The sequence below is a fragment of the Ornithinimicrobium carbonis genome (assembly GCF_977012275.1).
The window spans coordinates 1,801,877-1,816,629 of record NZ_OZ348993.1; the positions used below are offsets into that span (position 1 = coordinate 1,801,877).

General features: G+C 73.7%; 12 protein-coding genes. 6 read left to right on the forward strand and 6 right to left on the reverse strand.

The genetic code is table 11. The features are described from left to right. Nucleotide 1 precedes the first annotated feature (1 nt). Both ACWHYA_RS08095 and ACWHYA_RS08100 read left to right on the forward strand, forming a co-directional pair. Nucleotides 2-2,344, forward strand: coding sequence for a glycoside hydrolase family 65 protein (locus ACWHYA_RS08095; RefSeq protein ID WP_425943156.1), 2,343 nt, complete (start codon nt 2-4; stop codon nt 2,342-2,344). A gap of 129 nt (nt 2,345-2,473) precedes the next feature. Next, nucleotides 2,474-3,421 (forward strand): hydroxymethylglutaryl-CoA lyase, encoded by a 948-nt coding sequence (locus tag ACWHYA_RS08100; protein WP_425943155.1) that lies wholly within the window; start codon nt 2,474-2,476, stop codon nt 3,419-3,421. 14 nt (nt 3,422-3,435) lie between these two features. Here the strand turns inward: ACWHYA_RS08100 and ACWHYA_RS08105 are convergent, their stop codons facing one another. Beyond that, on the reverse strand, nt 3,436-4,296 hold the full coding sequence (locus ACWHYA_RS08105; RefSeq protein WP_425943154.1) for a SurA N-terminal domain-containing protein: 861 nt from the start codon (nt 4,294-4,296) through the stop codon (nt 3,436-3,438). A gap of 109 nt (nt 4,297-4,405) precedes the next feature. Between ACWHYA_RS08105 and ACWHYA_RS08110 the strand changes: the two genes are divergently transcribed. Then, a complete protein-coding gene (locus tag ACWHYA_RS08110; protein WP_425943153.1) occupies nt 4,406-5,458 on the forward strand; it encodes a lysylphosphatidylglycerol synthase domain-containing protein in 1,053 nt (350 codons plus the stop codon). Here the strand turns inward: ACWHYA_RS08110 and ACWHYA_RS08115 are convergent. After that, the gene (locus ACWHYA_RS08115) at nt 5,428-7,026 is read right to left on the reverse strand and encodes an ABC transporter permease (RefSeq protein ID WP_425943152.1); all 1,599 of its coding nucleotides are present in this window, start codon (nt 7,024-7,026) and stop codon (nt 5,428-5,430) included. The genes ACWHYA_RS08110 and ACWHYA_RS08115 overlap by 31 nt on opposite strands. Then, entirely contained in the window at nt 7,023-7,913 is an 891-nt protein-coding gene (locus tag ACWHYA_RS08120; protein ID WP_425943151.1) for an ABC transporter ATP-binding protein, read from the reverse strand. The genes ACWHYA_RS08115 and ACWHYA_RS08120 overlap by 4 nt, the downstream gene beginning before the upstream one ends. A gap of 89 nt (nt 7,914-8,002) precedes the next feature. On the opposite strand from ACWHYA_RS08120, the gene ACWHYA_RS08125 reads away from it, so the two are divergent. After that, a complete protein-coding gene (locus tag ACWHYA_RS08125) occupies nt 8,003-10,018 on the forward strand; it encodes a M13 family metallopeptidase (protein ID WP_425943150.1) in 2,016 nt (671 codons plus the stop codon). A gap of 57 nt (nt 10,019-10,075) precedes the next feature. Continuing rightward, complete coding sequence (locus tag ACWHYA_RS08130; protein ID WP_425943149.1) at nt 10,076-10,462, forward strand: DUF302 domain-containing protein; 387 nt, start codon at nt 10,076-10,078, stop codon at nt 10,460-10,462. 78 nt (nt 10,463-10,540) lie between these two features. On the opposite strand, the gene ACWHYA_RS08135 is transcribed toward ACWHYA_RS08130, so the two are convergent. Genes ACWHYA_RS08135 through ACWHYA_RS08145 form a run of 3 tightly spaced genes read right to left on the reverse strand, consistent with a single transcriptional unit; the run spans nt 10,541 to nt 13,319 of the window. Further along, on the reverse strand, nt 10,541-11,401 hold the full coding sequence (locus ACWHYA_RS08135) for a sugar phosphate isomerase/epimerase family protein (protein WP_425943148.1): 861 nt from the start codon (nt 11,399-11,401) through the stop codon (nt 10,541-10,543). Between the two features lie 54 nt (nt 11,402-11,455). Beyond that, entirely contained in the window at nt 11,456-12,484 is a 1,029-nt protein-coding gene (locus ACWHYA_RS08140; RefSeq protein ID WP_425943147.1) for a Gfo/Idh/MocA family protein, read from the reverse strand. Between the two features lie 7 nt (nt 12,485-12,491). Then, nucleotides 12,492-13,319 carry a sugar phosphate isomerase/epimerase family protein gene (locus ACWHYA_RS08145; RefSeq protein ID WP_425943146.1) on the reverse strand — a complete coding sequence of 276 codons (828 nt, stop codon included), beginning with the start codon at nt 13,317-13,319 and terminating at the stop codon, nt 12,492-12,494. A gap of 218 nt (nt 13,320-13,537) precedes the next feature. Between ACWHYA_RS08145 and ACWHYA_RS08150 the strand changes: the two genes are divergently transcribed. Then, a complete protein-coding gene (locus tag ACWHYA_RS08150) occupies nt 13,538-14,731 on the forward strand; it encodes a Gfo/Idh/MocA family protein (RefSeq protein WP_425943145.1) in 1,194 nt (397 codons plus the stop codon). Nucleotides 14,732-14,753: the final 22 nt, after the last annotated feature.

A 14,753-nucleotide genomic window follows, 5' to 3' on the forward strand; every position in this document is an offset into this window, starting at 1 on the left:
CGTGAGCGCACCGCACCTGGACGTCGACCCGTGGACCGTCCGTGAGCCCGAGGTCGACGTGGAGCGGCTGCCGGTCTCCGAGACGCTGTTCAGCCTGGCCAACGGTTTCGTCGGCCTGCGCGGCACCCTGGACGAGGGGCGTCCGTGCACGACCCGCGGCACCTTCCTGTCCGGCGTCTTCGAGACCTACCCCCTGTCCTACCCCGAGCGGGGGTACGGCGACCCGCCGGAGGGGCAGGCCGTCGTCTCGGTGGCCGACGGGACCGTGGTCCGGCTGGTCGTCGACGGCGCGGCGGTCGACGCCCGCAGCGTCCGTCCGCGCCGGCACGAGCGGACGCTCGACCTGCGCTCCGGCACCCTGGACCGGCACGTGGAGTGGACCCTGCCCTCGGGCACGACCCTGCAGGTCCGCTCCCGGCGTCTGGTCTCGCTGCGGGAACGGGCCGTGTGCGCCGTGCGCTACACGGTGCGGGCGGTGGACGGCCCCGCGCACCTCGTCCTGCGGTCCGACCTGGCCGGGCTCGTGGACCGCCCGTCGGTCACCAAGGGCGACCCCCGGGTCGAGGAGGTCCTCGCCGAACCGTTCGAGGTGCTGCGCCAGCACGCCGGCGCGGACGGCGGGGAGATGGTCGCCCGCACCAGGCGGTCGGACGTCGTGGTCGCGTCGGCCGTGGCCCACCGGGTGCAGGGCCCCGGGACGGTGGGGACCGAGCTGTCCGACCACACGGTGCGCACCACGGTGACGGCCGACCTGGCGGCGGGGGAGGAGCTGGTCCTGACCAAGGTCCTGGGCTACGCGTGGCAGCGGGAGGGCGACCCGGGGGACGTCCTCGACCTGGCCCGGGCCGCCGTCGTGTCGGGGAGCGACCTGGGGTGGGACGGGCTGCTGGCGGCCCAGCGCGAGGTGCTCGACGACTTCTGGGACACGGCCGACGTGGAGGTCGACGGCGACGGCGGGCCGGAGCTGCAGCAGGCGCTGCGCTACTGCCTCTTCCAGCTGTTCAGCTCCGCGGCGGTCATCAGCGACGCGCCGGTGGGGGCGAAGGGGCTGAGCGGCCTGGGCTACGACGGGCACACGTTCTGGGACATCGAGGGCTTCGTCGTCCCGGCGCTGACCCTGCTGCGGCCCGACGTGGCGCGACGGCTGCTGCGCTGGCGGGCCGGCTCGCTGGACGAGGCGCGCCGCCGGGCGGACGTCCTGGACCTGCAGGGGGCCACCTTCGCCTGGCGCACGATCGACGGCCGCGAGTGCTCGCCGTACTGGCCCGCCAGCACGGCCGCGATGCACGTCAACGCCGACGTCGTCCGGGCCTTCTGGCTGCACCGCAACGTCACCGGCGCGCCGTTCGACGACGACCTGAGGCTCGGCGAGATCCTCGTGGACACCGCCCGGCTGTGGATGTCGATGGGCCACCGCGACGCCGGGGGCGGGTGGCACCTGCTGGGGATGACCGGGCCGGACGAGTACACGGGGGTCGTGGACGACAACGTCTTCACCAACCTCATGGCGCGTCGCAACCTGCTGTGGGCGGCCGAGGCCGCGGAGGAGGAGCCCGCCCTGGTCGGCCGGCTCGACGTCGGGCCCGAGGAGGTCGACGCGTGGCGGGACGCCGCCGCGTCGGTGCACGTCCCGTGGGACGAGGAGCGGCAGGTGCATCCGATGAACGACCACTTCACCACCTACCGCGAGTGGCGCTTCGCCGACCACCAGGACTCCTATCCGCTGCAGGAGCACCACCACTACGCCAAGATCTACCGTCGCCAGGTGCTCAAGCAGGCCGACCTCGTCCAGGCCCTGTGGTGGTGCCGCGACGACTTCACCGACGAGGAGGTGGCGCGCGACCTGGACTACTACGAGGCCAGGACGGTGCGCGACTCCTCCCTCTCCGCGGCGGTCCAGGCGGTGGTCTGCGCCCAGGCCGGCCACCCGGACCTCGCGCTGCGCTACCTGCGGGAGACCGCCCTCGTGGACCTGCGCGACGTGCAGGGGGACACGGACGAGGGCCTGCACCTGGCCTCGGTCGCCGGCTCCTGGCTGGCGCTCGTGGCCGGGCTCGGGGGGCTGCGCGAGGACCGCGAGGAGCTGGAGCTCTCGCCGGTGCTGCCGCAGGCGCTGGAGCGGACGGCGTTCCACCTCACCTGGCGGGGCCGGGTGCTCCGGGTCGAGACGACGCGGGAGGGCACCACGGTCACGCTGCGGCGGGGGGAGGGGCCGGTGACCGTCGTGGTCGACGGGGCGGCCCTGCAGGTGCGGCCCGGGAGCCCGGTGCGCGTGCCGCTGCGGACCCCGTCGGCGCTGCTGCCGGAGCCGACGCAGCCGGTCGGTCGCGAGCCGCGCACCTGACCACTGGCTGCGAGCCGCGCACCTGACCCCGGGCCCCGCACCCGTCCCCGGTCCGCGCACCCGTCCCCGGTCCGCGCACCCCTTCCGCGCGGTGCTGCTCCCGTCGGTGGCTGGGGGATGATGGGGCCCATGACGCCGGAGTCCCGCCAGCTGCCGATGACCGTCCCGATGCCGGGGATGCCCGACCGGGTGACGATCTACGAGGTGGGTCCCCGGGACGGGTTGCAGAACGAGCCGACCTCGGTGCCGGTGGAGACCAAGGCAGAGTTCGTGCGCCGACTGCTGGACGCCGGGCTGGACACGGTCGAGCTGACCAGCTTCGTCCCGAAGCGGTGGGTGCCGCAGCTCGGTGACGCCGAAGAGCTGCTCGACCTGCTCGGACCCCTCGGCACCGGGCAGCAGCGTCCGGTCCTGGTCCCGAACGAGCGCGGCCTGGACCGTGCCCTGGACAAGGGCGTCGGCGCGGTCGCGGTGTTCGCCAGCGCCACCGAGACCTTCGCCCGAAAGAACCTCAACCGTTCGGTGGGCGAGTCCCTGGAGATGTTCGCCCCGGTGGTGCGCCGGGCCCTGGACGGCGGCGCCTGGGTGCGTGCCTACGTGTCCATGTGCTTCGGGGACCCCTGGGAGGGGCCCGTGCCGGTGGGCCAGGTCGTGGACGTGTGCTCCCACCTCATGGACCTGGGCTGCGACCAGCTCTCGATCGGCGACACGGTCGGGGTGGGGACGCCGGGACAGGTCGTCCGGCTGCTCTCGGCGCTGGACGCCGCCGGGATCGGGGCCGACCAGGTGGCCGTGCACTTCCACGACACCTACGGCCAGGCCCTCTCGAACACCCTCACGGCGCTGCAGCACGGGGTGAGCGTCGTCGACGCGGCCACCGGCGGCCTCGGCGGCTGCCCCTACGCACGGTCGGCCACCGGCAACCTCGCCACCGAGGACCTCGTCTGGGCCCTCGACGGTATGGGCGTGGAGACCGGCGTCGACCTCGACGCCCTGGTCGCCACGAGCACCTGGATGGCCGAGCAGCTGGGACGCCCGGCCCCCTCCAGGGTGGTGCGCGCCCTCGCCGGCGGCTGAGGGCAGCCCGCCGGTCAGAGGTTCCGGACGATCTCCGCGTCCTCCTCCAGCTCCTCGAGGATGGTGGCCAGCGCCTCGTTCTCACGCTCCCGGGTGAGCTGCTCGGCCAGCTGCTCCTGCACGTCGTCGAACGCGGGGACCGAGCTGTCGTCCGCCCCGCCGGTGGCCGCGGCGTCGTCCGCGCCGTCGACGCTGCCGGTGAGCTCCTCGTAGTAGGCGCGCAGCTCCTCCTCGCTCGGGGCCTGCACCTGTCCCTGCTCCTGCACCAGCTCGTCGATGAGCAGCAGCCGGCCCACCTCCTCGCGGACCTGCTCCTCGGCCATCCCCTGCTCGCCCAGCACGGCGACGAGCTCGTCCCCGGAACCGACCCCGTTGAGCTCGGCCAGCGTGTCGAGCTCGGCGTCGATCTCCTCGTTGCTGGCCTCCAGGCCCAGCCGCTCGCCCTCCTGGGTCAGCAGGGCGCTGCCGACGAGGGACTCGAGGACACCCTCGCTCAGCGCGACCTCGTCGACCGGGGGGCCGCCCGCCTGCTCCTGCTGCCGGCTGGCCTCCAGCTGCTGCTCGAACACCTCGACGAAGTCCGCCCGGGTGATCTGCTCGCCGTTGACCTCGGCGACGGGGTCGGGCAGGGCGTCGGGGTCGATCCCCGCGGTCCCGTCGGCCGTGGCCGATCCGGCATCGGTGGTGGCGGAGGCCGCGTCCGCACCGGAGCCGGCGTCCGCCCCGGAGGTGACGGCGGCGTCGTCGCCCTGGCCGTCCTGACCGTCGGGGGTCGAGCAGGCCGCGAGGGCGAGCGTGGCGGCGAGGGCGATCCCCAGGGCGCCGCGGCTCCTGCTGCGGGTCGTGCCGGTCACGGGCTGCAGGATGCGTCGCATCCTGGTGATGCTACGGGCCGGGTCTGGACGTCGGTCCCAGCCGGGCTCCAGCCGGCTCCCAGGTGCGAGAACCCCCGGCGGGCGCGAGGGGCGGATACGCTCGCGGGTCATGACCGGTCCCGGGGAGAGTACGTCGCGGGAGCGCGGCGTCGGCCCCTCGGGTGCCGGGGACCCCGGCGGCACCGCGGGTGCTGAGCGCCCGGTCGGCACGGCGGGGCGCGTGCTGGCGGGCCTGCGCTCGCGGTGGGTCCGACGGGGGTTCGTCGTCGCCGCGGTGGCGGCGGCGGTCGTCGCCGTGGCCCTCGAGCGCGAGGCGGTCGGGCAGGCGCTGCGCCAGGTCTCGTGGTCGTTCGTGGCGCTCGCGTCGGCGCTCTCCCTGCTCAACGTCCTCTTCGCGGCCCTGTCGTGGCGGGCGGTCGCGGGCGGGCACGGGGTGCGGCTGGGGGTGCGCGACGCCGCGGTGGTCTACCTGGTGGGGCAGGTCGGCAAGTACCTGCCCGGTGGCGTCTGGAACCTGCTCGCCTCCGCCGAGCTCGGCCGCGACCGCGGGGTCGGCCGACGGCGCACCGTCGGGACCCTCCTCGTGGGCGTGCTCCTCTCCGCACTGGTGGGTGGCCTGCTCGTGCTGCTCACCCTGCCCGGGGTGCCGGGAACCCCCCTGGCGACCCACGGATGGTTGACGCTCCTGGCGCCGCTGGCCCTGCTCGCGATGCTCCCGCCGGTCCTCGACCGGGTGCTCGGCCTCTTCCTGCGCGTCGCCCGGCAGCCGCCGGCCGCCGAACGGCTGGACGCCGCCGCGGTCGCCGTGGGCTCGCTCTGGTCGCTGGCCTCCTGGGTCGCGATCGGTCTCCAGGTCCTCGTGCTGGCCGTGGCCGTCGGCGCGGACCCCGGCCTGCCGCTGCTCAGGCTCTCGGTGGGCGGTTACGCGCTCGCGTGGATCGTGGGCACCGCCCTGGTGTTCCTGCCCGCGGGGGTGGGGGCCCGGGAGGCCGTCCTGGCCCTGGCGATGGCCCCGGTGCTGGACGCGGGTGGCATCCTCGTCGTCGTCCTGCTCTCGCGGGTGCTCCTCACCCTGGGCGACCTGGGTGCCGCGAGCGGAGCGCTGGCCGTGCAGCGGTGGTGGCCGGGAGGTCAGCCGGTGCCGACGTCCCGGCGGCGGTAGCCCGCCAGGCCCACCGCCATGAGGGCCACCGCCGCCAGGGTGGTCGCCAGCACCGGCGTCCAGGCCATCTCCTCCACCGGCAGCGTGGGCAGCGGTTCCCAGGGGGTCAGGGCGGTGAGCCATCCGGGCAGTCCCAGGGTAGTCCCCACCCAGACCATGAACAGGGACCACCCGAGCAGCAGCCACACCAGCCATCCGGCCCGCGGGACCCAGCCGTGCAGCGCCACGGCCACCCCGAGGACGAGCAGGGCGCCGGGCGCCAGCGCCAGCGAGGCCCCGGTCGCCCTGGTGACGACGTCGCCGCTGCCGGTCTCCACCGCGTAGGGCGCCCCGAGGAGGGCCCCGAAGAGCGCAGACGTGCCGAGACCGACCACGACCGCGACGGCCAGGTGCGACAGGGCGAACCGGGTGCGCCGGACCGCGGTGGACAGGACGAGCTCGGCGTGGCCCAGGCGCTCCTCGGCGGCCAGCCGCTGCCAGACGAGCACGACGAGCACGGCGATGAGCACCGAGACCAGACCGAGCATCGCCACGTAGAAGGCGTCGACGAGCTGGTCCGCGCCGCCTCCCATCCGCCGCAGCACGACCTCGAACTGGGGCAGGTCGGCGATCATCCGCTCGAAGCTGCCGGTCAGCGAGCCCATCCCCAGGGCGAAGACCGACAGTCCCAGCACCCAGCCGAGCACCCCGGGGCGGTGCAGGCGCCAGGCCAGCCCCAGCGGCGAGCGCAGCCCGGGCGCGGCTCCCGCCGGACCCGGCCGGACGGCATACACCCCCGACCCGTGGTCGCGCCGCTCCTCCAGGGCGAAGGCGCCGACCACGAGGAGCGCGGTGAGCACCAGGGGCAGGAGGAGGACCGCCCAGCGCTCCTCGGCGTAGGGCCTGGCCAGGGCCATCCACTCCACCGGGGAGGCCCAGCGCAGAGCCTGCACCGTCGAACCGTCCGCGGCGGCGTCGGCCACCGCCCGCAGCAGGTAGGCGCCACCCAGCACCGCCAGGCCCAGACCGCGGGCGGCCCGGGCGCTCGCCGTCAGCTGGGCGGTCACCGCGCCCACGCCGACGAACACGGCGCCGGTGAGGGCCGTGCCGACGCCGAAGGCGACCGACCCGCCCACCGGCTCGCCCACGAGCACCATGCCCACCGTCAGCAGCAGGCCCAGGACCCCGACGGCCAGCAGGCCGACGACCAGCGCGGCGGTCAACGGGGCGTGCCGGCCCACGACGCCGGAGCGCAGCAGCTCGGTGCGGCCCTCCTCCTCGTCGGCCCGGGTCACCCGGACCACGCCCAGCACCGCCATCAGCCCGGCCAGGGTGGCCACGAAGGTGCCGACGCGCCAGACGGTGAAGCCGCCCGGGGTGGTGAGGTCGTGCGGCGGGCCGAGCATGGCGCGCATCGTGGGGTTGGCGGCCATGACGTCCAGGGCGCCCGCCCCGGCCAGCCCGCCGACGACCGTCTCGTAGGCCGCCGCGGTGGCGGGCGCGAGGACCGCCAGGCCGACCACCCAGGCCAGGTAGTACCAGCGGCTGCGGCGCAGCGCCAGCGCGACGAGGGCCCGGGTGCCGGTCATCGGCGCGAGCCGTCGTAGTGCCGCAGGAACAGCTGCTCCAGGGTGGGCGGGGAGGAGCGCAGGCTGCGCACGCCCAGGGGCAGGAGCCGGGCCAGCAGGTCGCCCAGGGCGACGTCGTCGACCTGGCAGGTCAGCAGGTGGCCGTCGACCACCGCGTCGTGCACGCCGGGGGCGTGCGCCAGCTCGGGCGGGACCGGCGTGGCCAGCTCGGCCTCCACCTGCGTGCGGGTCAGGTGGCGCAGCTCGGCCAGCGTGCCGCTCTCCACGACCCGGCCGGCGCGGATGATGGAGACCCGGTCGCACTGGTGCTCCACCTCCGAGAGGATGTGGCTGGAGAGCAGGACGGTGCGCCCCCGTCCCCGCTGCTCGCCGACCACCTCGCGGAACTGCGCCTCCATGAGCGGGTCCAGGCCCGAGGTCGGCTCGTCGAGGAGCAGGAGCTCGACGTCGGAGGCCAGTGCGGCCACGAGCGCGACCTTCTGCCGGTTGCCCTTGGAGTAGGTCGAGCCCCGGCGCCGGGGGTCCAGGTCGAAGCGGTCGAGCAGCTCGTCCCGGCGGGCCGGGTCCAGGCCGCCCCGCAGCCGTCCGAGCAGGTCGATGACCTCGCCGCCGGTCAGACCGGGCCACAGCGCGACGTCACCCGGGACGTAGGCCAGCCGGCGGTGCAGCTGGGCGGCGTCGGCCCAGGGGTCGCCACCGAGCAGCCGGGCGGAGCCGCCGTCGGGGCGCAGCAGCCCGAGCAGGACGCGCAGGGTGGTCGACTTGCCCGACCCGTTGGGACCCAGGAAGCCGTGCACCTCCCCCTGGGCCACCGACATCGTCAGGCCGTCCAGCGCGACCGTGCTCCCGAACCGCTTGGTCAGATCCCGGATCTGGATCGGGTCCATGGGCGCAATCTACGCCCGTCCACCGACCCGGCGCCGCGCCGCGCAGGCCGGGCGCGCGCACCCGCCGGGGCGCCGCATACGGTGGGGGTATGCAGTTCTTCACCGACAGTGCCGCCGACACCGCCGGGGCCCGCGCCTCCGGCATCGACCGAGCCCTCATGGACCCTGCGGTCCGGCCCCAGGACGACCTGTTCGCCCACGTGAACGGCACCTGGCTGGCCACCGCCGAGATCCCTGCCGACCGCGCGCGCTACGGCGCCTTCGACATGCTGCGGGAGAACGCCGAGACCCACGTCCGCGAGCTCATCGAGCAGGCGGCCGCACGGCGCCCCGCGCCGGACAGCCCCGAGGGCAAGGTCGGCGCGCTCTACGCCAGCTTCATGGACACCGACCGGGTCGCCTCGCTCGGCACCGACCCGCTCGTCGGGCCGCTGGGCCGGATCGCGGCGGTCACCACCCCGGTCGACGTCGTGCGGGTCAGTGCCCAGCAGGAGCGGGAGGGGGCCGACGGACTGGTGAGCACCTGGGTCACCGCCGACGCGGGAAGCCCGGAGGAGTACATCGCCTACCTGCACCAGGGGGCCATCGGTCTGCCCGACGAGGCCTACTACACCGACGAGGAGCACGAGGGCGTGCGGGAGGCCTACCGGACCTACCTGGCCCGGCTCCTCGAGCTGGCCGCCCCGGCGCTGTCCGGCGCGGGGCTGGACCTGGGTGAGGACCCGGTCGCGGCGGTCTATGCCCTCGAGGAACGGATCGCGGCCGCCCACTGGGACCGCGTGGCCGCCCGGGACGCCGTCCGCTCCTACACGCGGCTGGACCGGGAGGAGCTGTCCGGGCGGACCCCGGGCTGGGACTGGGACGCCTGGGCCGAGGGTCTGGGGGCGCCCGCGGGGGCGCTCGAGCGGGTCGTGGCCCGCCAGCCCGACGTGCTGGCCGCGGTCGCTCTTGCCCTGCAGGAGGTGCCGGTCGGGCACTGGCGCGCCTGGCTGACCGTCCGCCTGCTCGACGCCACCGCGCCCTACCTCACCGAGGAGCTGGTCGCCGCGCACTTCGACTTCCACGGGCGGGCCCTGTCGGGCACCCCGGAGAACAAGGAGCGGTGGAAGCGGGGCGTGGCGCTCGTGGAGGGCCTGCTCGGCGAGGCGGCCGGCGAGCTCTACGTCGCCGAGCACTTCCCGCCGGCCGCCCGGGAGCGCATGGAGCAGCTCGTGGAGCACGTCGTGGCGGCGTTCCGGCAGCGCATCGGAGAGCTGGAGTGGATGAGCCCGGAGACCCGCGACCGCGCCCTGGAGAAGCTGGCCGCGTTCCGGCCCAAGATCGGGCACCCGCCGGCCTTCCGCGACTACTCGGCCTACGAGCTGGACGCCACCGACCTGCTCGGCAACGTCCGGCGCGGCAGCGCGTTCGAGACCGACCGGCAGCTGGCCAAGGTCGGCCGGCCCATCGACCGCGACGAGTGGCTGATGACGCCGCAGACCGTGAACGCCTACTACCACCCGATGCTCAACGAGATCGTCTTCCCCGCGGCGATCCTGCAGCCGCCGTTCTTCGACGTCGACGCCGACGACGCGGTCAACTACGGCGGCATCGGGGCGGTCATCGCCCACGAGATCGGGCACGGGTTCGACGACCAGGGCAGCCGCTACGCCGGCGACGGGTCGCTCACCGACTGGTGGACCGAGCAGGACCGGGAGCGCTTCGACGCCCGCGCCCAGCGCCTCGTCGAGCAGTTCGGCACGCTCTCCCCGCGCGACCTCCCCGACGACGCCACCGTCAACGGCGGACTGACCGTCGGGGAGAACATCGGCGACCTGTGCGGGCTCGAGCTGGCCCACCTGGCCTACCGGATCGCCACCGACGGGCAGGCTCCGCAGATCGAGGGCTGGACCGCCGACCAGCGGTTCTTCCTGGGCTGGGCCTCGGTATGGCGCACCACCGCCCGCCCGGAGGAGGCCCGCCGCCTGCTGTCCGTCGACCCCCACGCGCCGGCGGACCTGCGGGCCAACACGGTGCGCAACGTCGACGCCTTCCACGAGGCCTTCGGCACCGCCGAGGGCGACGACCTGTGGCTCGCGCCCCAGGAGAGGGTGCGGGTCTTCTAGGCGACCCCCGGCCCGCGCCACGTCACGATCCGCACCACGTCAACGAGAGGAAGCACCATGAGCTACACCATCGGCGTCACCGTCGAGCAGGACTACGCGAGCACCGTCGAGGCCACCCGGGCGGCGCTGGCCGACCAGGGCTTCGGCGTGCTCACCGAGATCGACTTCGCCAAGACCCTCAAGGAGAAGCTCGACGTGGACGTGCCCGCCCACGTCGTGCTGGGCGCCTGCCGTCCGCCGCTGGCGCACCAGGCCCTGCAGATCGACCCGGCCGTGGGTACCGTCCTGCCGTGCAACGTGGCCGTGCGCGACCTGGGTGACGGCACCACCCGCGTGGAGGCCTTCGACCCGGACGCCATGAGCCAGCTGGCCGGCGACGCGTTCGCCCCGGTGGCCGCGGACGCCAAGGAGCGGCTGCAGAAGGCGCTCGACTCCCTCGTCTGACCCGGGCTCGACCCGGCACGCCCGGGTCGGGCACGCGTCTGGACCAGCGAGGTCCGACCCGTCACCGCGAGGGTTCCTTCAGAGCAGGCCCTCGTAGCCCAGGGCGAGGAGGTTGTCGCGGGAGGTGACGAGGCAGTCGAACGGGTCGCGGCCGTACTGCTCGTCCTGTTCGATGAGCAGGTACTTGGCCCCGGAGGCGACGGCCTGGTCGATGACCTCACGCCACTCCAGGTTGCCCTCGCCGACCTCGCCGAACTGGACGACCCCGGTGAAGGCGGCCATGAACGCCGCGAGGTCTCCGGCGCGCAGCGCGTCGAAGGCCGTCGGGTCGATGGCGCCGACGCGGTAGTCCTTGAGGTGGACGAGGTCGATGAGGCCGGCGTACTTCTGCAGGGTGCGCACCGGGTCCTTGCCGCCGCGCTGGACCCAGTGGACATCGATCTCGAGGCGCATGCGCGGGGCCTCCGCTCGGATGACGTCGAGGATCAGCTCGCCGCCCACCTTCGCGAACTCGACGTGGTGGTTGTGGTAGTGGAGGCCGATGCCCTCGTCGGCGAGGCGCCCCGCGAGCTGGTCGGCCTGGTGGCAGAAGTCCAGCAGCGCCTCGTGGGAGGTCATTGCGGAGAAGGGCATCATGCCGATCCGCACCATGGTGGCTCCCAGGGTGCGGGCATCGGCGACGATCTTGTCGAAGTTCGTGGTCAGGGAGTCGTTCGGTGAACCTTCGTAGGCCTCCACCGCCGCCGAGAGCGCGGCGTAGTCGATGCCGAGCTCCTCGCGGGCACGCGCCATCTCGGCGACGTTCTCGGCCGTCATCGGGATCTGCGACACCTCGACCGCACGGAACCCGATGTCGCGCAGGCGCCGGAGGGTCTCGAACGGCCCGAGCTCCTCGACCGGGGACTTGAGCATCATCATCTGGACGCCGATGGTGGCCATGCGAACTCCTTCTCGGTGGGGGCGCCCGACCGGGGTGGCCGGCGCCGGGGCGATTCAGACGCCGGGGACGGACAGACGGCTCTGCCTGTAGACGTCCTGGACGATGCGGAGGGACTTCATCGCCTCGCGCGGGCTGAGCCAGAACGGCTCCTTCTCACCGCGGCGGTCGTAGAAGTCCTCGATCAGCAGCTCGTGGGACACGCCCCAGTAGGACCTGCCCGTCGAGGGCGCGCGGCGCTCGGGCACGACCACGGTGCGGCCGTCGGCGTAGGTGACGCTGAGGTCGTGGCGGATCGAGAGGGTGGCTCCCTCGGTGACGATGTCGATCGTGACGGGTGCGTGGACGACGTTCGCGAGGGTGGCGAAGAGCACGCTCCTGGCCCCACCGGCGTGGTCGAGGACCATCTCGGCCGTGTCCTCCACCTCGATGACGTCGGCGTAGACGTGCGAGGTCGCGCTCCCGCGGACCCGCACCACGTCGCCGACCAGCCACTGGACGAGGTCGACGGTGTGGATGGCCTGGTTCATGAGCACCCCACCACCGCTGCTGGCCATCAGGCCCCGCCACGGCTTCGCCTGGTAGTACCCGGCCGTCCGGGTCCACATCACCGTCGCACTGGCGCCCAGGACGGCGCCGAGCTCACCGGAGTCCAGGAGGGTGCGCGCGGCCTGAGCGGTGGCGTTGTACCGGTTCTGGAAGCACACGCCCGCCCGGGCAGTCCCGGCCTCGGCGGCGGCGACGAGCCGCTCGCCCTCGCCGACGGAGGCGGCCAGGGGCTTCTCGGTCAGGACGTCCACCCCGTCCGCGAGGCAGTCGAGGGCCACGGGGACGTGCTGATCGTGCGTCGTGCAGACGTGGACCACGTCGGGTCGCGCCTCCGCCAGCAGGGCGCGGTGGTCGGCGAAGCCGGGGACGCCCCAGGCGTCGACCGCGGCGGCGAGCGCACGCGGGTCGGTGTCGCAGACGGCCACGAGCTCGGCGCCGTCCATGGCCGCGAGGGCCTCGAGGTGGACGATCGAGACGTCGCCGCAGCCGACGACGGCCGCCCGGGGCACGGCCCGCTTTCCCGGGCCGGTCAGCATGCGCCGCTCATCGGTACGCGATGCCCTCGGAGTCCAGCAGTCCGGTAAAGGCCTCCCAGGCCTCGGTGAACAGCTCCGGCCCGGAGAAGCCGCCGAGGCTGTGCGCCTGGCTCAGGTGCGGCTCGAGGGAGAAGAAGCCTTCGAAGCCGTCCTCCCGGAGGGCGCGGAGAGTCTCGCGGACCTCCCCGTCGCCGCGCCCCGCAGGCACCACCTCGCCGTCCGCCATGGTCGCGTCCTTGATCTGGACGTACTCGAGGAAGGGGCGGATCTGGGCGAAGGCCTCGGAGAAGGGCCGGACGCCGACCTGGACGAAGTTGGCCGCGTCCCACGCCGCCCGGAGGTGGGGTGAGCCGACGGTCTCGAGGAGGTCGACGCAGCGGCGCGGGATGTCGCCGTAGATCTCCTTCTCGTTCTCGTGGAGCAGGACGACGTCGCCCTCGGCGGCGATGTCGGCCAGGGCGCGCATGCGGTCGACGACCTCGTCGCGGTGGGAGTCCGGGTCGTCACCGGGGCGGATGAAGAAGGAGAAGATCCGGATGTACGGCGCGCCGAAGTGGTGGGCGACCTCGACGGCGTGGCGGGCCCGGGCCTGGTGCTCCGCGAAGTCCTCGTCGATGAAGATCTTTCCGATCGGTGAGCCGATGCTCGAGACGCGCAGGCCGTGGGCGTCGAGGATCTCCTTGGCCCGGGCGAGCTGGTCCGCGTCGAGGTCGAGGACGTTCGTGCCCCAGGCGCTGCGCAGCTCGACGAAGCCCATGCCGAGCTTGCGCACCAGGGCGCACTGCTCCTGCAGGTCGGGGGAGATCTCGTCGGAGAAACCGGACAGGGTCCACATGGCGCTGCTCCTCGCTGGGGTGACGGGTCCTGTCCACTGTGATGCCCGGCGACGGTGCACACCGAGGGTTGCCATCAGTTGCCACCGAATCGGCGGGAGTGGCAACTCATGGCAACTCTTTGGGTCGGCGCGGGGGGGACCGGAGAGTGGGAGGCCAAGGACCCGGTCGCCGCAGCACGGTCGGACGGGCCTGACGACACCACCAGGAGGAGCTCACCATGGCTGACAAGGTCCGTCTCGGCATCATCGGGCTAGGTGCCCAGGGCTCGATGTACGCGAGCTTCATCGACCAGGGCACGGTCCCCAACATGGAGATCGGCGCCATCGCCGACATCGACGCCACGAAGGAGCAGACCGCCGCGACGGCGTACCCGGGCGTCCCGTTCTTCACGGACTACACCGAGATGCTCGCCAGCGGGACGGTGGACGCCGTCGTCACGTGCGTTCCGCACTACCTCCACCCGGAGATGGGCATCGCCGCGCTGCGCGCCGGCATCCACGCCCTGGTGGAGAAGCCGGCCGGGGTCTACACCGCGCAGGTCACCGAGCTCATCGACTACGCGACGACGCGGCCGGAGCTGACCTTCGGCATCATGTTCAACCAGCGCAACAACCCCCTCTACCGGCGCATCAAGGAGATCGTCGACGCCGGCGAGATCGGCGCGATCCGCCGCACGAACTGGATCATCACCACGTGGTGGCGCCCGCAGGGCTACTACGACCAGAGCGACTGGCGGGCCACCTGGGGCGGGGAGGGAGGGGGCGTCCTGGTGAACCAGGCGCCCCACCAGCTCGACCTGTGGCAGTGGATCTGCGGCGTGCCGACGTCGGTGTTCGCGAAGGTCGGCTACGGCTTCCGCCGCGACATCGCCGTCGAGGACGAGGTCACCGCCGTCGTCGACTTCGGGGACGGCGTCACCGGCGTCTTCGTCACGGCCACGCACGACATCGTGGGGACCGACCGGTTCGAGATCCTCGGCGACCGCGGCAAGATCGTCGTCGAGGGCTCGCAGACAGCCACGGTCAGCCGCCTGGTGAAGGACGAGCGCGAGCTGTCCGAGTCCATGGACATGGAGGCGGTCCGCAAGCTCTTCATGGGGGAGATGGACCCCGCCGACTACTACTCGGACGAGGTCATCCGGTTCGATTCCCCCTGGGGTGCGCAGCACGCCGGTGTGCTGGAGAACTTCGCCGCGAACGTCCTCGACGGCACCCCGCTGCTCGCCCCGGGCAGCGACGGCATCAACGGCGTCCGCCTCGCCAACGCCATCCACCTCTCGAGCTGGCTCGGCGCGGAGGTCCCGCTCGACTTCGACGAGCAGCAGTATCTCGCCGAGCTCAACGAGCGCATCCGCGCCGAGGGGGCGTTCCCCGAGCGCGCGGCGCCGTCCGGCACGGCAGGCACCGGGTGAGGACCCCGTCGCCGACGACCGG